The sequence below is a fragment of the Flavobacterium suzhouense genome, assembly GCF_042684765.1.
In the GTDB taxonomy this organism is placed as follows: domain Bacteria; phylum Bacteroidota; class Bacteroidia; order Flavobacteriales; family Flavobacteriaceae; genus Flavobacterium; species Flavobacterium suzhouense.
On sequence record NZ_JBHUMD010000003.1, the window covers coordinates 38398 to 61443 of the forward strand.

Annotated in this window: 16 protein-coding genes; 10 read left to right on the forward strand and 6 right to left on the reverse strand. The window is 40.2% G+C overall.

What is annotated here, in order from left to right:
• Positions 1-46: 46 nt before the first annotated feature.
• The 5 genes from accB to pdxA all read right to left on the reverse strand — a co-directional run bounded on the left by accB (position 47) and on the right by pdxA (position 3664).
• Positions 47-538 carry an acetyl-CoA carboxylase biotin carboxyl carrier protein gene (accB, locus tag ACFSR3_RS01035; RefSeq protein ID WP_114759366.1) on the reverse strand — a complete coding sequence of 164 codons (492 nt, stop codon included), beginning with the start codon at positions 536-538 and terminating at the stop codon, positions 47-49.
• Positions 539-571: 33 nt separating this feature from the next.
• Positions 572-1570, reverse strand: coding sequence for a beta-ketoacyl-ACP synthase III (locus ACFSR3_RS01040; protein WP_379819326.1), 999 nt, complete (start codon positions 1568-1570; stop codon positions 572-574).
• Positions 1571-1732: 162 nt separating this feature from the next.
• Positions 1733-1927: a 50S ribosomal protein L32 gene (gene rpmF / locus ACFSR3_RS01045; RefSeq protein ID WP_026993360.1), complete on the reverse strand. Its 195-nt coding sequence runs from the start codon at positions 1925-1927 to the stop codon at positions 1733-1735.
• A gap of 9 nt (positions 1928-1936) precedes the next feature.
• Positions 1937-2479, reverse strand: coding sequence for a YceD family protein (locus ACFSR3_RS01050; RefSeq protein WP_114759364.1), 543 nt, complete (start codon positions 2477-2479; stop codon positions 1937-1939).
• Positions 2480-2614: 135 nt separating this feature from the next.
• Complete coding sequence (gene pdxA, locus ACFSR3_RS01055) at positions 2615-3664, reverse strand: 4-hydroxythreonine-4-phosphate dehydrogenase PdxA (RefSeq protein WP_379819327.1); 1050 nt, start codon at positions 3662-3664, stop codon at positions 2615-2617.
• 51 nt (positions 3665-3715) lie between these two features.
• On the opposite strand from pdxA, the gene ACFSR3_RS01060 reads away from it, so the two are divergent.
• The 4 genes from ACFSR3_RS01060 to miaE all read left to right on the forward strand — a co-directional run bounded on the left by ACFSR3_RS01060 (position 3716) and on the right by miaE (position 7421).
• On the forward strand, positions 3716-4306 hold the full coding sequence (locus tag ACFSR3_RS01060; protein ID WP_379819328.1) for a riboflavin synthase: 591 nt from the start codon (positions 3716-3718) through the stop codon (positions 4304-4306).
• 190 nt (positions 4307-4496) lie between these two features.
• The gene (locus ACFSR3_RS01065) at positions 4497-5759 is read left to right on the forward strand and encodes a putative DNA modification/repair radical SAM protein (RefSeq protein ID WP_379819329.1); all 1263 of its coding nucleotides are present in this window, start codon (positions 4497-4499) and stop codon (positions 5757-5759) included.
• Between the two features lie 233 nt (positions 5760-5992).
• Positions 5993-6760, forward strand: coding sequence for a TIGR03915 family putative DNA repair protein (locus tag ACFSR3_RS01070; protein ID WP_379819330.1), 768 nt, complete (start codon positions 5993-5995; stop codon positions 6758-6760).
• Positions 6761-6839: 79 nt separating this feature from the next.
• Complete coding sequence (miaE, locus tag ACFSR3_RS01075) at positions 6840-7421, forward strand: tRNA-(ms[2]io[6]A)-hydroxylase (protein ID WP_379819332.1); 582 nt, start codon at positions 6840-6842, stop codon at positions 7419-7421.
• Between the two features lie 30 nt (positions 7422-7451).
• Here the strand turns inward: miaE and ACFSR3_RS01080 are convergent, their stop codons facing one another.
• Positions 7452-9926: an AsmA-like C-terminal region-containing protein gene (locus ACFSR3_RS01080; RefSeq protein ID WP_379819333.1), complete on the reverse strand. Its 2475-nt coding sequence runs from the start codon at positions 9924-9926 to the stop codon at positions 7452-7454.
• Between the two features lie 334 nt (positions 9927-10260).
• Between ACFSR3_RS01080 and ACFSR3_RS01085 the strand changes: the two genes are divergently transcribed.
• The 6 genes from ACFSR3_RS01085 (at position 10261) to ACFSR3_RS01110 (ending at position 23007) form a co-directional block, all read left to right on the forward strand.
• Positions 10261-15135, forward strand: coding sequence for a PKD domain-containing protein (locus ACFSR3_RS01085; protein WP_379819334.1), 4875 nt, complete (start codon positions 10261-10263; stop codon positions 15133-15135).
• Between the two features lie 469 nt (positions 15136-15604).
• On the forward strand, positions 15605-16159 hold the full coding sequence (locus ACFSR3_RS01090) for a 2'-5' RNA ligase family protein (RefSeq protein ID WP_379819335.1): 555 nt from the start codon (positions 15605-15607) through the stop codon (positions 16157-16159).
• 279 nt (positions 16160-16438) lie between these two features.
• Positions 16439-16990, forward strand: a complete 552-nt coding sequence (locus ACFSR3_RS01095) for a 2'-5' RNA ligase family protein (protein WP_379819336.1) — start codon at positions 16439-16441, stop codon at positions 16988-16990.
• A 78-nt stretch (positions 16991-17068) separates the two neighbouring features.
• Entirely contained in the window at positions 17069-18988 is a 1920-nt protein-coding gene (locus ACFSR3_RS01100) for an ATP-dependent nuclease (RefSeq protein WP_379819337.1), read from the forward strand.
• A gap of 92 nt (positions 18989-19080) precedes the next feature.
• On the forward strand, positions 19081-20247 hold the full coding sequence (locus tag ACFSR3_RS01105; protein ID WP_379819338.1) for an MFS transporter: 1167 nt from the start codon (positions 19081-19083) through the stop codon (positions 20245-20247).
• A gap of 345 nt (positions 20248-20592) precedes the next feature.
• Complete coding sequence (locus tag ACFSR3_RS01110) at positions 20593-23007, forward strand: PAS domain-containing sensor histidine kinase (protein ID WP_379819339.1); 2415 nt, start codon at positions 20593-20595, stop codon at positions 23005-23007.
• Positions 23008-23046 lie beyond the last annotated feature (39 nt).

Here is a 23046-nt window from a genome sequence, read left to right on the forward strand (position 1 = left end):
ATTAATGCCTGATAAAGACATTATAAATTCATCATTCAAAATAATATTAAGACGGATCTACTAAGAATAATGGCTGATCGAACTCTACCGGAGAAGCATCATCAACTAAAACCTTAACGATTTTACCAGATACCTCAGACTCGATTTCGTTGAATAGTTTCATAGCCTCGATAACACACACAACATCACCTTTAGAGATTGTAGTTCCTACTTCAACAAACACAGGTTTGTCCGGTGAAGGTTTTCTGTAAAGGGTACCAATAATTGGCGATTTGATAGTAATATATTTTGAGTTATCATCAGCAGCAGGAGCAGCGGCAGCAGGAGCTTGCGGTGCAGCAGCAGGAGCAGCCACAGGAGCAATAGCCTGTTGTACTGGCTGTGCCATTGGTACGTGCTGAACATAAGTTGTAGCTTCAGCAGCGCCGGCTTCAGTTGTTTTTATGGTGATTTTAAAATCATCCATCTCCAACTTAACTTCTGTAGCTCCGGATTTTGCTACAAACTTGATTAGGTTTTGAATCTCTCTAATGTCCATAATTTCCGTTATTTTGTATAGTTTGTTTTGTTTCTATTTTTTGTCGTAAGCCCATTTAAGGTAAATCGAACCCCATGTAAAGCCTCCTCCAAAGGAAGCAAAGATAAGATTATCTCCCTTTTTAAAAAGGTGTTCGAAATCATTTAACAACAAAGGTAGTGTAGCCGAGGTTGTATTTCCGTATTTTTCGATATTTATAAGCACTTTAGACTCATCCAGATTCATTCTTGAAGCAGTAGCATCAATAATTCTTCTGTTAGCCTGGTGCGCTATAAGCCAGTTTACATCATCATGCCCAAGGTCATTTCTCTGCATGATTCTTTCGCTCACATCAGCCATGTTAGAAACAGCATACTTAAATACTGTCTTACCATCCTGGTGCACATAGTGCTGACCGTTATCGATAGTTTCATGCGACGGAGGAAGTAGCGAACCACCTGCTTCTATCTTAAGGAATTCACGACCAATACCGTCACTCCTTAAAACCTCATCCTGAAGACCAAGGCCTTCTTCGTTAGGCTCAAACAATGCAGCACCTGCACCATCACCAAAGATAATACAAGTTGCTCTGTCAGTATAATCTATAATTGAAGACATTTTATCTGCACCTATAAGCAATACTTTTTTGTATCTGCCTGATTGTACGTAGGCTGCAGCGGTACTCATACCGTATAAGAAGCTGGAGCATGCTGCCTGAAGATCGTAGGCAAAAGCATTAACTGCTCCAATTTGTGTTGCAACATAAACTGCTGTTGCAGCTACCGGCATATCCGGTGTTGTGGTTGCTAAAAGCACCATGTCAATCTCTGCTGGATTAACACCTGATTTTTGTATCAGGTCTTCGGCAGCTTTGATAGCTAAAAAAGATGTTCCTTTATCTTTATCTTTAAGAATGCGCCTTTCTTTAATACCAGTACGGGTAGTAATCCACTCATCGTTGGTATCTACCATTGTTTCCAAAACTTTGTTTGATAACACAAAATCCGGAACATATCCCCCTACTGCTGTAATGGCGGCTGTTAGTTTACTCATAGGTCAATTATTTCAACTCAGGTTGAGGAATTTGAAAAAGCGGTGGAAATTACAAAAAAATTGCAAATTGACTTGTAATCAGCCTCCTTTAAATTAAAAAAATTGGCATGTAATAAAAAAACTCTCACGGCGTGAGAGTTTTTACCCTATTTTTTACTGCAATTAAGCTACAGCTTCTGCTTTGTCTATTACAACCTGGCCTCTGTAGTACATTTTACCTTCATGCCAGTAAGCTCTGTGGTATAAATGTGCTTCTCCTGTCACAGGACATGTAGCGATTTGAGGTACAGACGCTTTATAGTGCGTTCTTCTCTTGTCTCTTCTTGTTTTCGAGGTCTTTCTTTTAGGATGTGCCATTTTACTATATTATTTATCCGTTAATAGTTTTTTTAATTCGTCCCAACGGGGATCTGTATTTTCTTTTGTTTCTTCTTTCTTCGCTTCCACTTTCGGGGCAAGCTCGTTCAGTTTGTCTAATATATCGGCGGCGACGGTACCGTCCTTTACTCCTGGATGTATGCGCTTTGAAGGAACCGACAGCACGATCATCTCATAAATGTACTGTGATACATCTACCTGATACTCACCGTGCGGAAGAATTAGTATCTCATCGTGATCGTTGTTATACTCATCTCCAAACTTCACCACAAGCTTTAACTTACCTTTTATTGGCAAATCAAAATCCTCATTAGTGATATCACAAGGCACGTTTACCGTTCCTTTATGCTTAAAGCTAAGCTCCAGCATTGTGATTTTTTTCTCCAAAACTAAATTCACTTTGACATTGACGTCGTTATACTCATCAAAACCAAAGTCATCAAAGAACTCTTTATTTATCTCAAACTCAAACTGGTGCTTTCCCTGTTTCAATCCCACAAACGGAATCAAAAATTCTTTATTCACTTTCATTCCAGTTGGTTTTTTATTTCGTTAAACTCAATATTTACGGTCTAAAACACCGCAACTCATTTCGTTACAACAGTTTTGAGCGTGCAAAGATATAAAATTATCGCAATTCCAAAACGGTTATCAACATTTTTTTGTTTACAACTGCTTTTCCTTGATTTTTAAAGGATTTTTTGTCATTTCCTCATACTGCTGCCTTGAATGAAAAATATCCAATGCCATATATAAGGCTTCTTTAAACGAATTAAAATCGGCAATACCCTTTCCGGCAATATCATAAGCCGTACCGTGATCCGGCGATGTTCTAACAGCTTCAAGGCCTGCCGTGTAATTTACACCGCCACCAAACGCAAGTGTTTTAAAAGGAATCAGCCCCTGATCGTGGTATGACGCAACTACGGCATCATACTTTTCATATTGCCCACTACCAAAAAAGCTATCTGCAGAGAATGGCCCAAAAACCAGCACCCCTTCTTCAAAGAGTTTTTTAAGCGCCGGCTTTACTACCTGATCATCCTCTTTACCAATAACACCATTATCGCCACTGTGCGGATTTACGCCAAGCACAGCAATTTTAGGTTTATTAACCGCAAAATCCTGCTTAAGTGAATGATTAACCGTTAGTAGTTTTTTGCGGATAAGCTCTTCTGTAAGATGAGCCGAAACTTCATTTACCGGAATATGATCTGTCAGCAAACCTACACGAAGCTTATCCTGAACCATCAGCATAAGCGCATCTCCATCCAGTTCCTGATCAAGATAATCCGTATGGCCCGGAAACTTAAAATCTTCCGACTGTATATTGTACTTATTGATAGGTGCCGTTACCAGCACATCGATCTTTTTATTTTTTAAAGCGGCAACTGCTTCTGTAAACGACTTAACAGCATATTTACCGACATTTTCATCGTTTTTACCAAAATCGATATTTACGCTCTCTTTCCAGATATTCAATACGTTTATCTTCCCGATCACCATTTGATCAAGATTATCGATACCATGCAGGTTACACGTAAGCTCAAATGTTTTTTTAATAAAAGACAGCACTTTTACATTGCCAAAAATAATTGGTGTGCAAAACTCAAGCATACGGTTATCTTCAAAGGTTTTCAGGATTACCTCTGGCCCTATCCCGTTAAGATCTCCTATTGATATACCTACAATTACATTTTCTGCCTTTTTTGTCATGATGCTGTTTTGTTGTACTTTTGAAGCCACAAATTTAGTAAAATAAACAGCATGTTTACAGGAATTATAGAAACCCAGGGAACAATAAAAGAAATAGTAAAAGACAACGACAATATTCACATAAGCATTACATCTCCTATTACCCATGAGCTTAAGATAGACCAAAGCGTAAGCCATGACGGAGTATGCCTTACCGTGGTTGCCATAAACAATGACACTTATACTGTTACAGCCATAAAAGAGACACTCGAAAAGACTAACCTAAAAGGTTGGACTGTAGGCGGAATAGTAAATCTTGAACGCGCCATGAAATTAGGCGACCGCCTTGACGGGCACATTGTTCAGGGCCACGTAGACCAGACAGGAGTATGCAAATCGGTTGAGAATGCCAACGGAAGCTGGTACTTTACGTTTGAATACGACAAAGCCGCCAACAATATTACCATCGAAAAAGGCTCAATAACTGTAAATGGTGTTAGCCTTACGGTAGTAAATTCAAAAGAGAACGAGTTTAGCGTTGCTATCATTCCTTATACTTTTGAGCATACCAACTTTAACGCTATCAAACCCGGAACCATCATTAACCTTGAGTTTGACGTAGTAGGCAAATATGTAGCCAGGCTGCACGCTTTAAGAAACTAATACCAAGCCTCACGAAAGTGGGGCTTTTTTCATCCTCATCCCCAGCCCCTCTCCAAAGGAGAGGGGAGCTATTACGCAAAAACATCGGACATCAGACTCTGAAACAACTTTTCAACACCCCTCACATTTAACATTTCTGCGATTTAGGAGGGAACGGTTATTGCTTATTTTTGTACAAAACACCCCCAATATGTACGACAGGATTAGAGAAAAGCTCAACATACTTGCTGATGCCGCTAAATATGATGTGTCCTGTTCTTCGAGCGGTGGCTCCCGTAAGAATGACAACAAAGGCATTGGCGACAGCAGCAGTAGCGGTATATGCCATACCTACACCGAAGACGGGCGTTGTGTATCATTACTAAAGATACTACTCACCAATCATTGCATTTACGACTGTGCTTTTTGCGTTTCGCGAAAAAGTAACGACGTAAAACGTGCTGCCTTTACCGTTGACGAAGTGGTAGAGCTTACCATGAGTTTTTACCGCCGAAATTATATCGAGGGATTGTTCCTAAGTTCCGGTATTTTCAAAAATGCTGACTTTACCATGGAACGTTTGGTTCGTATTGTAAAAAAACTACGCACCGAAGAACGTTTTAATGGTTATATCCATTTAAAAACCATTCCGGGAGCCAGTCAGGAACTGCTTACCGAAGCCGGATTGTATGCCGACCGTATGAGCATCAATCTTGAGATGCCTACCGAGAGCGGACTGAAGCTTCTTGCTCCTGATAAATCACACGAAGATGTAAAGAAGCCTTTAGGCTTTATACAAAATACGATTACCCAATTTAAAGACGAGAAACAAACAGGGTTAATAAAAAGCACCCCAAAGTTTGTTCCTGCCGGCCAAAGTACCCAAATGGTGATAGGCGCCACACCTGAAACCGATATGGAAATTATGTATAGCGCCGATGAGTACTACAAAAATTTCTCCCTTAAAAGAGTATATTATTCCGGATATATCCCGATTAGCTATGACGAACGCATGCCAATGATTGGCAGCCAGCCACCGCTATTGCGTGAAAACAGGTTGTACCAGACCGACTGGCTGATGCGCTTTTATGGTTTTAATGTAAAGGAGCTCCTTAACAGTAACAATCCGCATCTGGATACCGATATTGACCCTAAACTGAGTTGGGCTTTGCGCAATCTCGACCAGTTCCCCATAGACATTAATACTGCCGACTATCGCATGATATTGCGGGTACCCGGAATAGGTGTTCAATCAGCCAACAAGATTGTACAGGCACGCAAGTTTGGAAAGTTGCGCAGCGACCAACTACAGAAAATAGGCATTGCCTACAACAGGGCAAAACATTTTATACGTTGTGCCGACAGCCCAATCATACTAAACGAGCCCGACGCACCTCATCTAAAGAGTATTATACTTGCAGACAGCAACAGTAAATATTTGAAAGTAGCGCAGAATCAGCTTTCATTATTTTAAATGATGTATTTTAAATTCTAAATGCACCACACGCCCTATTATTTGTAATGCAAAAAATCAAGGAAGGATTTAGCGTTGGGAGAAGGGGACTGACCCCCGAGACGAGCACGATAGTGCGAGCGGCTGGGGTCGGGAGGGAAAATCCTGACGTAGATTTTCAAATACAAATAATGAGGCTTGACTTTTTGTTTCTTTTGCGTCAAGGCAAAAGAAAAGAATAAAAAAGAAAAATTATGATCACCTACACCTTCGACGGCTCTTTTGAAGGGCTTCTTACCGCAATTTTCGAGTCTTACGACCGGAAAGAAAAAGCCGTTCAGTTGGTATGGGATAAATATTACCAACCCTCAATGCTGGATGAGGCTTTAGAAATAATTAATGATGAAGCCAAAGCCAAACGCGTATGGGAAGGCCTGAAAAAAAAGCTTTCGCCGGAATGGCGCACGCGCTTTTACAAAGCATATTTATCTGAAGACCCCCAGACGTTTCAGGATCTCTTTGATTTTGCCCGTTATATCTTTGATAATCCAGAAGGTGCCGAAACCAACTTTGGCAATCCTTATGTGATGGCAGTTTCAAAAATGGATAAAAAAGTAAACCGCGAAAAACACCGCATGAAGGCTTTTATCCGTTTCCAGAAAATTGCCGATGGCATTTATTATTGCCCCGTTGAACCTGATTTTAATGTATTGCCCCTCATCGCTTCTTTTTTCAGGAACCGCTATGCCGACCAGCAATGGATAATATATGATATTAAACGCAAATACGGTTTATTTTACGACCTGCACACGGTTCAGGAGATAACGTATGAGTTCGTATCTGAAATCGACACCAGGAAAGTAGCACTCCCCGCTGAACTGACTGATGATAAAGAAGAGCTGGCTTCTATATTATGGAAAGACTACTTTAACAGCACCAACATCCCTGCCCGAAAGAATATGAAACTGCACATTCAGCATGTGCCAAGGAGGTATTGGAAGTACCTGAATGAGAAGAATTGATTCTTGGATTTTTTGAAGGATCGAATAATCTAACAATCCAAATATCTAATTTCCTATTTTTGCATTTCAAATCAATATCATGCTTGGACTTAAACTTTTGACCGATCCCCGTTGGGCGAATATAGCCGAATCGAACCTGGAAGACATCCTTACTGATCATGCCTGGTGCGAACAGAAAGCGGCAGCTAATGCATTATACATCATTACCAATAACCCTGAACATATCGAACTGATTCAAAAAATGGCGGAAATTGCCATGGAAGAAATGGATCATTTTAATCAGGTTATTGATATCATCAAACAACGTGGCTATACACTGGGGAGAGAAAAGCGTGACGACTATGTAAATCAGCTTGCAAAATTCATGAAGAAAAATGCCAGCCGAAACACATCCTTTATAGACCGCCTTTTGTTTGCAGCCATGATCGAAGCGAGAAGCTGTGAGCGCTTTAAAGTGCTTTCACAAAACATTACCGACAAAGAGCTGGCGAAATTCTATTATGACCTGATGGTATCGGAAGCAACACACTACACTACGTTTTTGGGCTTCGCCCGAAAATACGCCGAAGATGTTGACGTAGAAAAACGCTGGGCCGAATGGCTGGAATTTGAAGGCGAACTAATACAAAGCTACGGAAAATCGGAAACGATACACGGATAAAAACACACAATGCCTGCCACCAGCAGGCATTTACTTTTTACCATCGGCATTTTTCCCAACAAGCTTAATTCCTACTTTGCCATCATCACCATCTTCCGCTTTAAGATGCACTACAATACCACGGTTACGTCGTTTGGCCAGCTCTTTTTTATCGGTAATACCTTCATCATTTTTAGGATTTCGCAAAGGAACATCAACATACAACTCAGTACCTTTACCCAAAGAATAAACTCCCTGCACATCCATATTAAGCACACTTGAATTAATTTGCATAGGCTTAACGGTTATCTTTTCTCCGGCAACATCAAAACTGCCCTTCAGGTTTGCGAATTCAATCGTATTCATGTCGCGCAGCGGAAAGGCAAACTTGCCTACTTTCCGTACGGGATCAAAATTAAGCAGCTTACCATTTTTTAACCCAAAAGAAACCGTTCCGAATATTGTTTTGGGCACCAGTTCTCCGGCATTGGTAACGCTACCGGTTATATTTACATCAGAAGAAAATCTGCCCCTCAGATTATCTGCCTTAAGCGTTTCCAATCCAAAATTATTAAAGGCATGAAAAAACCTGTTCACATCAACATTATTCACATTCGCCTGAACCTTATATTTATTACGATTGCCCTGTTGCACCATACTACCGCTTAGCTGTAATGTACCTCCCGCATGATTGAGTCCTGAATCTTTTAGCAAGATACCGTTGTCTGTTAAAAACACATTCGCTTTTACAGCAGTTGCCAAAAACTTATTGTAATACAATTTATCTACATTCAGGTGAATATCTACATTTGTTTTCTCAAAAAACTCGTTCATCTCTTTCGTAAAATTACCTTTATCGGTCTTCCGGATAGCAGCTTTAGCCTTACCCCTGCTCCCTAAAAAGTGCATAAATTCAGCCACGTTCAGGCTGGGGCTTTTCACATTCCAATGAAGGATTATCTTTTGCGGATCGGTATAATACAAATTCATAAAGTTTTTAATATACCCATCCATATTTATGGTGCTTTTTGCTGTTGTAAGCGAAATGGTACTTATAGTAAGATCTTCACTGGTGAAATCGAGCAGTACTGAAACATCTTTAAATTTCATCTTTCGGGGCACGTAGGTAATATCTGCATCTTTCACATTTATCTTACCTTTTATGTAGGGACGCGCTATCATAAAATTCACGATATCGGCCTTAAAATCAACATTCATTTCTGCAGTACCCGATGCAAAAGCCAGTAAATCTTCATCTACAACCCCTTTGAGCTTCGTCATTTCGAACTGCGACGAGAAATCACCAACGACAATAGGTTTTTCAAGATTAAGGATGAATGTCTTCTTCATATTTACAGGCAATCCGTTGTAATAACCCTTAAAATTATAAAGCTTTATAGCCGAATTGGCATCACTAAGCCCTTTTCCTCTTACATGATGATTGGTAAATACACCGCTGAAATTACAATCAGTTACATTCCCCCCGGGAGTATGCAATACATTATCTCTTACTTCTGCTTTTACAAGTATAGAGGGATCTCCCTCAGCATTAAAGTCTCCTATAAGATCACATGTTACAGCAATAGGCTCATCGATTGCAAACATATCCAGCTTACTTGATATGTTAGGAGACAGCAAATGAGATGCTCTGCTCCAAAGTATACTTTCATTACTGATATTAAAAGTAAAATCAGCCTTTTCACTGCCCACCCTTATTTTAGCCCCTATCACAAAAGTATCACCTCCTATTTCCAGCGTGTTAGGAAGTGCAGTTATAAAACCCTCATCCTCATCATATATCAGGTCAAACTTACCTTCTAAGGTTTTCTCTTTTATAAAACTCCCATGCACTGTATTAAATGCCATACTATGGGCACGGGCATCGAGATTGGCTTCAGCTTCCCAACCGGAAAAAGTATAATCAATTTCAGCATCAAGTTCATGTACGGTAAAGCTATAGCTTTTGCCGTTTTTGATATCCTCAATACCTAAGGTAACATTATCAAGAATAAGGCTGCGCAGTTCAGGAAAACTCCCTTCAGATCTATCTTTTGAATCGGCATTCTTTTTCTTCTTAAACACAGCACTATTACTATAGCCCGAAGCATCAATATACAAGTCAATCGCTGCATTGCGGATACTCATTTTCCGGATATCTATAGCACCTCGCAACAGCGCCATAAGATTAACCTTTACATCCAGCTCTCCCGCCTTAAGAAATGTCCTTTGATGTACCGCATAAAGACTGTCACGAAGAATTACCTGTTTTAATTTTAATGAGACATGAGGAAATCCGGTAAAAAAAGTAGGATCCATGCTTTTCACCTTAAGTGTTCCGGAAATTCCCCCATTCAACTCCTTAAGAAGTCTGGCCTGAAGTTCGGTTTTATTGTTATTTATATATACACCCAACGCTACATAGAGCATTATGACCAGCAAAAACATTCCTGTCAGAAAAAGCAATACTCGCTTTATCCAAAGTGGAAATTTATTTTTAATGATGTTAAATGGGTAATTTCTAATCATTTGTTTATTTATAAAACCAAAAAACTTGTCTTAAAATTAAAAATATTTACCCGGTAAAATGCTAAACAACTGCAAAACATTAACACTACAAAACAATCATGGGCATCTAATTAAAATAAAACAAAATGTTTTAAAAAAACTCAGAATTCAACTACATTGTTAAATAAATAACATTTTTTTATTAAAATGTTAAACATAGAAAACACCTTTAAAATTAACCGATTCCGAACAATAAGTATTTTAAAACGTTAATATTATCATTTTTTTAACATTTTTATAGGTAAACATTTAGTTAGCTTTAACACTGTTTAACAACTAAAAAAACCTACTATCAATGAAAAATTACCTTTCGCGTAGTAGAATTCGGCAATTGCCAATTCTAGCATGTTTTCTATTTCTTTTATTTACCGTTCCCCTCCAGGCACAGAACATCAGTCTCACCTGGAACAGCGAATCGGGATGTCAAACCTACAAACCAGATGACCGTAAAGGTTTTCAGGAAGACATTGGCACTGGCGGTTGTGTAAAAGTGTGCGAACTAAGCACAGTAGTTTACACCCTTACAGGATCTAACCCTTCCTGGCCAGTAGCTTGGTCGGCACCGGGAGGTACAATTCAGGGATCAAACAACACTTCATGTGTAGTCGCCTGGGGTAATGCAGGATCGGGATCGGTTTCAGCAACCATTACCACACCTAACGGTCCAAAAACAGAGCAGGTCTGTATTGAAATTATTGAAGGACCTTATGCACAGTTCACTGTATTCCCATATAGCGAACAAGACTACGATTATTATGCCTGTGCACTTGAAGAAATTTATTTTACAAATCTTTCAAATGACGGAGGCGGATCAGAAATAGTTTCATATTATTGGGACTTTGGGGATAACACATACTCTTCTGCTTTTGAACCCTCACACACCTATAATCAGGGTGGGGATTACAAAGTAACCTTAACGATTACCAACTCTTGTAACTGTACAGCAACTATTACAAAAATAATTCACGTACATGACGTTAAAGCATTCGAAATAAGCTGTAATTCTGTGGTTTGCGAAAATGCAACAGACACCTACAGCATCCCGGACAGTGTAGCACAAGATTGTAGCCAGTTTGACTGGAAAGTATTTGGCGGAACAATATTAAGCCCAATGCCTTACGGACAATCTATAGATGTTGTTTGGGATAATGTTGACGATAGCGGTTTTGGTTATGTAATGTTTGATGCCAGCGCTTGTCATTCACCATGTTCATCAGTAACAATAAAAGTTCCTGTTGTAAAAAGTGTAGGCACAATTGTGGGCGACGCTGTGGTATGTGAAGGCAGTCAGTACAGGTATAAATTACCGCAATGGCCTACAACAGACTTTGTTTGGTCAGTAGATAATAATGGTACAGGTGCCTGGGTTATGGATACCGACCAACGTAATGAAGTGATCTTAACAACAGGCAGCACCGGAAACATTACCCTGAGATGCACTTATACGAACACAATGTTAGGCTGCGGTGGAACTGCAGAATATAACATCTATGTAAGACCAATGGGTGTTATTACAGGACCTCAGGCAGTATGCCAAAACAGTAACAATACTTATACCTTAAACGCAGGATTTAGCGGTACATGGACTCTAAAACGTCCTAACAACACAACGGTAAGCGGAACAGGAAATAGCTTTAGCCATGTATTTACCATGGTTGGAAACTACAGCCTTGACGTAACAGGAACTAACTTCTGTCCTCCTGATCAACCGTTTATTATACGAGTAGACAAAATACCTGTAACTCCAAATGCGGCAGCTATTGTAGGACCTGCAAAAATATGTCCTTCTACTCCAGTAGAATACAGCATGGTTAATACTGAGCCGGGTACTGTTCTTGTATGGTCGGTTACTAATGGTACTTTTAGCGGATCTAACTATGGCAATGCAGTAACCGTTACTTTCAACCCTGGTTTTAGCAGCTATACTGTTTCTGTAAGAAGAGAAAACGCAACTGATCCTCATTGTCCATCCGGTACTGTAAGCAAAACGGTAGTACCTCACACTGCTACTCCTCTTACCATCTCAGGATCACAGGTTTCAAACATTTGTCCAAACTCAATATCTGGCCCTTATAACGCAAGCTATTTAGAAGGAGACACTTATGAATGGTCAATATCACCTGCTTCTTCAGGAAGTGTGATTTCAGGACAAAATACCGCTTCGGCAATGATTCAATGGAATCAAAGTCCTTCAGCCGGTACACAAATCAAAGTAAGGGTTAGAAAATGTGACACATATTATACTGCATCGCTAAACGTAGGATTTATCAGCCTGCCTACAATAACTCTAACTGCACCGAACAGCATATGTGCCAACAGCCCGTTAATACCTACAATTTCTTCAACTCCGGGATTAACATCAGGAACCATCAGCCTTAACTACGGCGACGGTACTCCGGATGACGTTTTCCCTTATAACGGTGCTCCGCAAACACATTATTTCCCACTGCAGACTTCAAATACTAATTACACTATTACTGCAACTGTTACAGGTGCAAATGGATGTTCTACACCTATTATTGTTACAAGAACCATTACAGTTATGCCTACACCGGTAGCTTTTATTTCTCCGGCTCCGGATGTAATATTCTGTAACACGGTAACACCATTTACACTTACAGCTACTGTAAATTACGGAAGCTTTGGAACAACAACTTTCCAGTGGTATAAAGACGGCGTAGCACAGTCCGGACAAACATCAAGCAGCTATACGGTATCAGCTTTTGGTGTATATACAGTGTATGTTGCTAACAGTAATGGATGTGGATCGTATACTAATACAGTAAAAGTCCTTAACGGATGTGCTAACTGTACTGTATCACCTACACCATCGATAACTGTAAATGCTACACAAACTTCATGTACTCAGGTATCGGCAACTGCAAGTGCGAGCCCGGCACCGCTGGCAACTTCATGGTCAGTAGGGCCAGAAGCTAACTTGTTAAGTTCAACTTCTACAACGGCGAATATAGATTATCTAAAAGCAGGTAACCACACTATTATTTACTACTCAACATACAATGCTGTTGGTGGAGGTACATGTGTAATACCTACTTACAAAAGCATGATCATACCATTTATTCCTAAAGTACTGTATCAGGTACAATGTAGTTCAACACCGGGAATGTATGATGTTACGCTATACGACCAGTCTCAGTACTATCCTCCTACACCGGCAACAGGCAAAACGTTCTATGTAAACGGAACGCCATACTCTGTACCTGCCAGTGCAACACAGTACACCGTTACAATACCGGGTGGCAACTATAACTTTGGTATAGAGTTATCAAGAGCAGGATTCCAAACATGTTCTGCCTTCACACCTAAGTCACTTCCTGTAATTGCTCCTGTTGTTATTTCAGGACCAACAAGTGCATGTAGCGACTCAGCATTTAACTTTACTACTAATATTGCCGCTGCATCGGGCATATCTTACAGCTGGAACTTTGGCGACGGAACTTTCAGCGGTATGCCATCACCATACAAGGTATATTCAACACCGGGTACTTATACAGTATCAGTTTCGGTTTCAGTTTTAGGACTTTGTACATTAACTGACACTCATACCGTTACCGTAGCTCCTAACGGACTAGCCGGTACATTGTCATCAGACTCTCCTAATTGTGAGGGAAGTCCAATAACAATTACATTTAACAATACAGGAACTCCGGTTTCTTCGTATACATGGATGAAAGAAAATGTTGTTATGGCAACAACCACAATACCAACATATTCTCCACCAACTTCCGGAAATTACTGGGTAATGCTTAACAACACTAACGGTTGTACTAAGCAGCTTCAGGGTACTAATGCAGCATACATTATGAGTCCGGATCCTATTATTACAGGCCCAGATTCAGTTTGTGCAGGAGAATCATTCCAGCTATCTGGTTATGCCGGAGCAGGAACTCTTCAGTACAGATGGTTAAGAAACGGTACTGCACTTACAACATGGAGCTCATCGCCAATCCTTAACTACACTTCATACATAACAAGCCCTGCTACGGCAACCTTTACTGTTGAAGTAAGAGTATCTGACGGTAGTTCAGGTTACTGTGTTGGTTCTGCCAACTACCAGGTTACAACCTATGCTGCTCCAACAGGTATATATGCTAACTGGCATATCATCAGCTGCAATCCTTACCAGGTACAGCTTGACGGTGTTGCCTCAGGAGCTGGTACTTACAACTGGAGCAATGGTATGAGCGGACAAAGCGTTGTGGTAACAGAAGGAGGTCCTTACCTGCTTACATTTACAAACCCTGGAGGATGTACTGCAACATATCAGTTTGACGTACCTAAAGATCCTGAAGTTTACTTCTGGATATTCCCTACAGGCTGTTATGAATTCTGTAGCGAAAAAGAAGAAAACAGTCCGTTTGAAATCCTTGGTCCTGCACCGGGAGCTATATTTGCTGGATGGGAATGGATAAGAGACTACAGCGTTGATGTTGCCGGAAGTGGCTCTGTTCCTAACTACACTGTTTCGCAATCAGGCACATACCAGATGTCTCTTGACAATGGTACATGTAAGAAAACGACAGACGAGATGAACGTAACCATGAACCACTGTAAATGTGATGTAAGGTATGACATCAAATCTATCAAAGCTGAATACAAAGAATTCTGTTTCTATGTTATAGATATCTATATCGACAACCCTTACGGAACACCAATAACAGTGAACCTGAGTGGCCCTGCCGGAAGCGGAACATTTGTTCCGGGTGCAGTTTCAGTACCACCGGGAGGAGCAGGATTTACAGTACAGTTCATTCCTGGTTGGTTCGTAGGAGGTTCGCTTGAAATTACCCTTTCAGCAGTAAATGAAAAAGGTGATCTGTGTAAAACAACACAGAAATTCGATTTCCCTGACTGCAGGCTGAAATCTCGTGAGATATCTGACGAAACAATCCTTGAAAACAGACTGACGGTATCTCCTAACCCTACAAGGGATGCAACAGGACTAACCTATACTTTTGCTAACGAAAAAGCACAGGTAAGATCTCTTGAAATTTACAGCCTGATGGGTGTACTTCTTGAGAAATACACTCCTGAAACCCAAAATGGTGTATGGAATATTAATTTAGGCCGTTACGCTGCAGGACAATATATTGTTGTCATGAAAGAAGACGGCGAACTAATAGATCAGAAAGCGATCATAGTTCAATAAAACCTTCAATACCTAAACCGGAGGAGGCCCTTAACAGGGCCTCCTTTTTTTTGCTGTAAATAAAAATGCGGCCGAAGCCGCATTTAAAAGTAATAAAAACATAAACTACTAAATCTTGCCTATCACTTTTTTATCTTAAAGGCATATCGCCTGAATTATCAAATTTGTTTTATTTTTCTTTCAAAAACACCGTTTTTTTTGTAAAAATCAAATATTTACTGCAAATGTAAGACATAAATCAATTTACAAACTACAAAAAGACAGAAAAATTCGATATTCCACAATTTCAATATTTTTAGTGAAATTTATATCTCTACCAATTCTCTAGGAAATATATAACAAAAAAATATACGATTGAGAACTTTGTTAAAAAAATCGTTAAAAAGCACATAAAACCAAAACAAATAACATAATACCACCAAAATTGCCCATCCATAAGGCTTATATTTGTAATACAACACACACGAATATGCCTGATCAGAATTTATACTTTATAGCCCTTATACCGCATGAAACCGTAGCCGGAGAGGTAACGGATTTTAAAAATGATTTTGCCGCCAATTACAACAGCAGCCGTGCCCTGCGCACCATGCCTCACATCACGCTGAAGGCACCTTTTAAGCTTGAGACGCGCGAACACAACAACCTCCTTAAATGGTTTGACGGCATACGCCCAATGGCAGAATCCTTTATAGTAGAACTGGAAGACTTCGGCAGTTTCCCCAATAAGGACAACCCTGTTATTTATGTAAAACCCATAATGACACCCGGTTTGGAACGCCTGCAAAAATCAATACTGAATGCCTTTGAGCACTCCTACCCCGACATTAGCATACCGTATACCGAACGCAACTTTCACCCGCACATGACCATTGCCTTTCGCGACCTTACGCCCGAGCAGTATGCCCGCGCCATGGACGTGTACCAGCACAAAAAATACAGTGCTACCTTCCGTGCCGATAAGTTCTACCTGCTACAGCACAACGGCGAACAATGGAATGTAATCGCGGAACATACGCTTTAGGTTGATTTGTTCAAAGTTTAAGGTTTAAAGTTGCTTACTCATACGTCTATGGGATTAACCACAAAGGTCACTAAGGTAACACTAAGCGCACAAAGCTTTGTGAACCTTGTGTATGTTTACTTAGTGTTCCTTGTGGTTAACTCTCAACAGTGGTAACTTTCAACATTAAAACATTAAACCTTAAACAAATTCTCTATTTTTGCAACACAACAATCAAACATGGCCAAAAAGAACAACGCGCAATTAACCCTTTTTAACGAGAATGTGTACGAGTACTTCGTGCTGCTCTCTCCCGACGAAGCCATTAAGGAGGCGGTAGACGGGCTAAAGGAACAATTGCACGGCATGATAGGCCTGGAAGATTATAACCGCAAGAGTATTGCGCATGTGTCGTTGTTTAAGACCAAAGCCACTACCGATACACAGGTGCTGAAGCTTGTAAAAAAAGCTGCTGCCGCACAGCAGCCTTTTACCATAAAGCTGGACGGCCACGAAGTGCTGAAACACGGAGGTGTTTCGCGTACGCTGTGCCTGAAGATAGAAGACCCCGAACCTATAAACAATATTGTAGCGCTGCTTGACCCCAAGCCCGAGGCAAAGCGCAGCTACCGCCAGACCAGCATACTGGACAAAAGGCCACGCGCCAAAAAGGTGATACACCCACACGTTACCATTGCGCGCAACATTGCTACGGCCGACTTTGACCGCCTTGAAGACCTGACGCCTTTTGACTACCAGGCCGAATGGCTGTGCGACCGCATTACCATTTTACGCCGCCTTGACGGAAGTACCGGAATTTTTAGCCCGGTGAAGGAAGTGAAGTTGGGGTAGGTATTTTCTTAAAAATAGGTGTTTTTACTTACTATCATATAATCAGAAAATCATATTTTTACTGTAAATCAGAAAGATATGAAAATTGAAAGTATAAAAATAGAAAACTTCAGATCCTTTAAAGATCAAACTATAAATTTAGATGATTATTCTTGCTTTGTAGGGCCAAATGGAGCTGGGAAATCTACAGTTTTTAATGCCTTAAATATTTTCTTCAGACAATATAAAGACAGTAAAACTGATTTAAGTAAGCTAACAGAAAGCGATTTTCATCACAAAGACACATCTGTAGACATTAAAATCACAGTAACATTTATTGATTTATCAGAACAAGCCCAACAGGATTTAGCAAATTATGTAAGACAAGAAAAACTAATTATCACTACTATAGGAAAATACGACGCCGAAACTCAAAGAGCTGAAGTAAAACAATATGGCAATAGATTAGGTGTTATCGAGTTCGCAGAGTTTTTTGAAGCGGATAAAAGTGGTGCTAAAGTTTCTGATTTAAAGGAAATTTATAACAAATTTCAAGCAAAGTATCCCGACTTAGACGTTGCTACAACTAAAGCTGATATGATAAACAAACTTCAAGAATATGAAGCCAATCGACCTGATTTATGTAGCCTGATTCCAAGCGAGGATCAATTCTATGGAGCCACAAAAGGAACTAATAGACTATCACCTCATATACAATGGGTTTTTGTACCAGCAGTTAAAGATGTTACAGAAGAAAGTGAAGAATCAAAAACATCTGCACTTGGACAGTTACTTGCAAGAACTGTGCGTTCAAAAGTAAATTTCAATGATCAAGTAACCCATTTACGTATTATGGCAAAACAGCAATATCAAAATTTACTCGATCAAGAACAAGTTGTATTGAAAGATATATCTGATTCTTTACAAAACAGATTATCTTCTTGGGCTCATCCGAATTTAACTGCACAGATATTATGGAAACAAGACCCTGAAAAATCAGTAAAAATTGAGGAGCCTTTCGCATATCTTAAGTTAGGAGAAAGAGGATTTGAAGGAGATTTATCAAGATTCGGACATGGATTACAGCGTTCATATATGTTAGCATTATTACAAGAACTATCACAGATTGAGGATGAAAATAGTCCAACATTAATAATGGGAATCGAAGAACCTGAATTGTATCAACATCCCCCTCAAGCAAGATATTTAGCAGAAACACTTATAGATTTAGCCGAAAAGAATTCGCAAATTTTAATATGTACTCACAGTCCTTTATTCATTCCTGGTGATAGTTTTGACAAAATAAGAATTGTTAGAGACAATGGAAACCCTAGCCATACATTAATCAATTCTTTATCCTACACTTCACTAACAGAAACTTTAGAATCAATTGGAGAGAAACACATTAAAGAATCAGGGATGATTGCAAAACTTTATCCATCTCTAAATCCTATTGTAAATGAAATGTTCTTCTGTAGAAAATTAATCTTAGTCGAAGGCATAGAAGACGTAGCCTATCTTACTTCATATTTATTGCTTACAGGAAAAATCTTTGACTTTAGGAAAAACGGTTGCCATATAGTACCAGTAAATGGGAAAAATAATCTAATAAAGCCTCTTGCAATAGCAAATCTCTTAAAAATTCCGACTTATGTTATTTTTGATGCTGACACAAACAAAACAAAAGATCACGAAGTACCACAACATAAAAAAGAGAACAAATCAATCTTAAGCATACAAGGATATTCCGATGAAAATGAGCTTCCGGAATCCATTATATCTAAAAATAATCTATTCTGCTGGAAAACAAACTTAACAGATACAATCAAGGAAGAGCTAGGTGCTAATTGGATAAAACACAGAGATAAAGCAGCAGCTATATACGGAAATGCTCCTGACCTTGAAAAGAATCCTTTAGCTATTGCAAAGACATTGGAATTAGCATGGGAATCAGGAGATAAATCAACACTCCTTACAGGACTTATAAATAATATTATTGAGTTTTCTATTAACAACTAAATACTCCCAACTTATCAACAATAACCTTTTCGTAATACAATTCTAACTGTAATTTTTGTTATTACACTAAAAAGATGTAGTACCTTTGTGCCATGAAACTAAGTTTGCTACCGCTCGCTCTGGGCGGCCTTACCATAGGCATCACAGAGTTCGTTATGATGGGCCTGCTGCCCGATATCGCACACGACCTTAATATCAGCATACCGCAGGCGGGCCACCTTATCTCTGCCTATGCCCTGGGTGTGGTTATTGGCGCACCGCTACTGGTTATTGCCGGGCGCAACTTTCCTCCTAAAAAAATGCTGCTGGCTATGGCCATTATGCTAACAGTGTTCAACGCGTTATCGATAATTGCACCGGGTTACAACCTGCTGTTTGCGTCACGTTTCCTTTCGGGGTTGCCGCATGGGGCCTTCTTTGGTGTAGGTGCTGTAGTGGCCTCTCGCCTCGCCGATGCCGGTAAAGAAGCACGTTCTATCGCTATTATGTTCTCGGGGCTTACCATCGCTAACGTGGTTGGGGTGCCGTTGGGAACGTATATAGGCCACAACTACAGCTGGCGTTATACCTTTGTAGTGGTTACCATTATAGGGCTCATTACCGTAATTACCCTGCTGCTGCTCATGCCAAAGCTCGAATCCAAAAGAATAGACAGCATTAAAACACAGCTGCAGTTCTTCACAAAGGTCGATGCATGGCTCATCATATTTATCGTTGCCATAGGTACGGGCGGATTGTTCTGCTGGATCAGTTATATTGCCCCGCTACTTACCGAAATATCAGGCTTCTCTGCCGAGAATGTCCCTTACATCCTTATCCTCGCCGGACTGGGAATGGTAGTAGGTAATTTCGTCGGGGGCCGCCTCGCCGACCGCTTCTCACCTGCCACTACGGTACTTTCGGTATTGCTTATCATGGCAACAAACCTGTTGGCCGTATACCTGTTCTCCGGCAACCAGATTATATCGCTAATACTGGTATTTGTTACAGGAGCCTTGTCGTTTGCGGTAGTCGCACCCGTACAGATGCTTATCATTCAGGCTGCTAAAGGTTCAGAGATGATTGCTTCGGCATCATTACAAGCCAGTTTTAATACAGGGAACGCACTTGGAGCCTTCCTGGGCGGATTACCGTTGGTTATGGGTTATAGCTATGCTTCGCCAAACTTGGTAGGTGTTGCTATGGCATTAACGGGTTCGGTTACCACTTTGGTTTTGATTAGCCGAAACAGAAAAGCGGCACAGCTGAAAACAGCATAAAAAGACGTCTTTAATTTTTGAATATCGAATGACCCCGGAAATCACTTTCCGGGGTTATTTTTTGGTCAAAAAATGTGTTTTGGAGGTTTTGTAAAACCGTTTTTCTTTTTAGAGTCGGCAAAAGTAATATTAAATTTTATTTGACTGTTTTTCAATATTTTGACTACCTTTAATTTTACGCACGAAAATGGCGTTTTGACAACAAAAAGCGTAAAATTAACAACTGTGTACTGGTTATGAGATTTTGCATATTTCGTTACAAAATAACATTTTTAATCAATACTTAACAACCAAATAAGCTACCTTAGCGGATGCACCTCTTTTACCCAAAAGAATTCTTACTATATGAATACCCGCAACGAAATGAACTTTGCTACACCCCGTAATTTAACCGGCAGATTAGTACAATCTGTTAAGGATTATGTGTCCGGAAATGGCGCAAAAGTCATCCTTACGGATTATACATTTTCACAAACAGAAGTCCCCGAAAGTCTTGAAAACATAAGGCTTAGCATTATAGACACAGCAGCCAAAGCGATAAAGTTATACGACGAAGGCAATACTCCCGAAGCACTAAAAACCATTGAAATACTGGACCTTAAGACGGAAAACTATCTGCTGCAACTCGAGCTTTATGAACTTAAAGCCAATACTACTCAAAATACTGACAATCAAAAAGATAACCCTGTTTTAACCCACCATAGCGAACTTACCCGTGGCATCGAAGGGATTAATCAGTTGTATTCCGACAAAAGCACTGAAAATGAGTCAGCTAAAGCCAAAATGGGCAACTACTTTAAACAGGCTCCCATAGGTATACTCATCCTGAAAGGCCCTCAATTGATGGTAGAAATGGCCAATCCTCTTTACCTGCAACTCGTTGATCGTGAGGCAAAAGACTTCATCGACAGGCCATTATTTGAAGCTCTTCCGGAAATACAGGGACAGGCTATCGAAGAGATAATGAAGGAAGTTTATGCCTCCGGTGTTCCTTATGTGGGCGATGAACTCGGCGTTTACCTAATGCGCAACGGACATAAGGTAATGTGTTATTTCAACTTTGTTTACCAGCCTCTTTACGAGGAAGATAACAACGTATCAGGCATTATTGTTATCTGCACTGAAGTGACGGACATCGTGAACACAAAGAAAGAATTAACGGTTAAAAAGCAGGAATTCAGAAACATAGTAATGCAGTCGCCCATAGCGATCACTATCCTTAAAGGCGAAAATCTAATTATTGATATAGCAAATCAGGTAATGCTTAAAAAACTGTGGCGCAAGGAGTTCCACGAAGTTGTAGGCCGTAGTATCCTGGAAGTTTTCCCTGAATTGCTGGAACAGGACTATCCCGAGTTACTCAGAGAGGTTATGAAAACCGGTATTCCACACCGCGCTTCAGAGTCACCCGCCTATGTAGATTCGCATGATGGCAGAAACCTGTACTACCTTGATTATGAATACGCTCCTCTGTATGAAACAGACGGATCGATAAACGGTATTATGTGTACGGTTAATGACGTCACTCCGCGTGTCAAAGCCCGTGAAGTGGAAAAGGCAGCTAATAGACGTTATGCACAACTCATTGAAACGCTGCCAATTGCCATGTACACCATTGACGAAAATGGTTATATCGACCTATACAATAAAGCTGCCGAAACCCTTTGGGCACGTAAGCCCGAACCCGGCATCGACCGTTGGTGTGGATCATATAAGCTCTCTGCCCTTGATGGCACACCTATTTCCCACGATAACAGCCCTATGGCAATGGCTTTCAAGGAAAGTCGCTCTATAGAAACTGAAATATACATGTACCGCAGCAATGGCGACCGCCGCCATGTTATTGTGCACCCTCAGCCCCTATTTGACGAAAATGGCAAAACCATAGGCGCCACTAAGGTAATGATAGATATTACAGAGCGAAAAGAAGCTGAAGAAGCATTACGAAAAAGCGAAGAGAAGTTCAGACTTTTATCAGAATCTCTGGAAACACTTGTTTCTGAACGCACTAACGAACTTAAGATTGCCAATCAGGAACTGCGAAGCACTAATAAAGAACTGTCCTCATTCGCCTATATATCAAGTCATGACTTACAGGAGCCATTACGAAAAATCCATACTTTTGGAGGTATTATTATGGCTAATGAGTTTGAAAACCTATCAGAATCAGGCAAACGAAACTTTACCCGTATGCAGCTCGCAGCAGGAAGGATGACAAAACTAATCCAGGATCTGCTTACCTATTCGCGTTCTAATGCTACGGAAAAAACTTTTGAAGACGTTGACCTCAATACCATGCTAAGGGAAATTGCTTCAGACTTTGCTGATGCCATAAATGAAAAGGACGGAGTAATATCCATTGGCCTAATGCCTACAATTACCGCTATTCCGTTCCAGATCAGGCAGCTATTCAACAATCTGGTATCTAATGCGCTTAAATTCTCCCGTGATGGCATTCCGCCCGAGATAACCATATTATCCGAAACCGTAGCCGGAACCACTATTGACAATGTTAACGCTAACAGTAACATTAATTATCTGCACATTTCAGTAACCGATAACGGCATTGGCTTTAACCCACAGTATGCATCACGTATATTTGAAGTTTTCCAGCGCCTGCACGGCAAAACAGAATATGAAGGCACAGGGATCGGACTGGCTATATGCATGAAAATTGCAGAAAACCATAAGGCTATTTTAAATGCGTCATCAAAACCCGGAGAGGGAGCCACTTTTAATATTTATTTCCCTCTAAATTAAATTCAGTTGCGACAAACAATTATATTTGTCATAATTAAA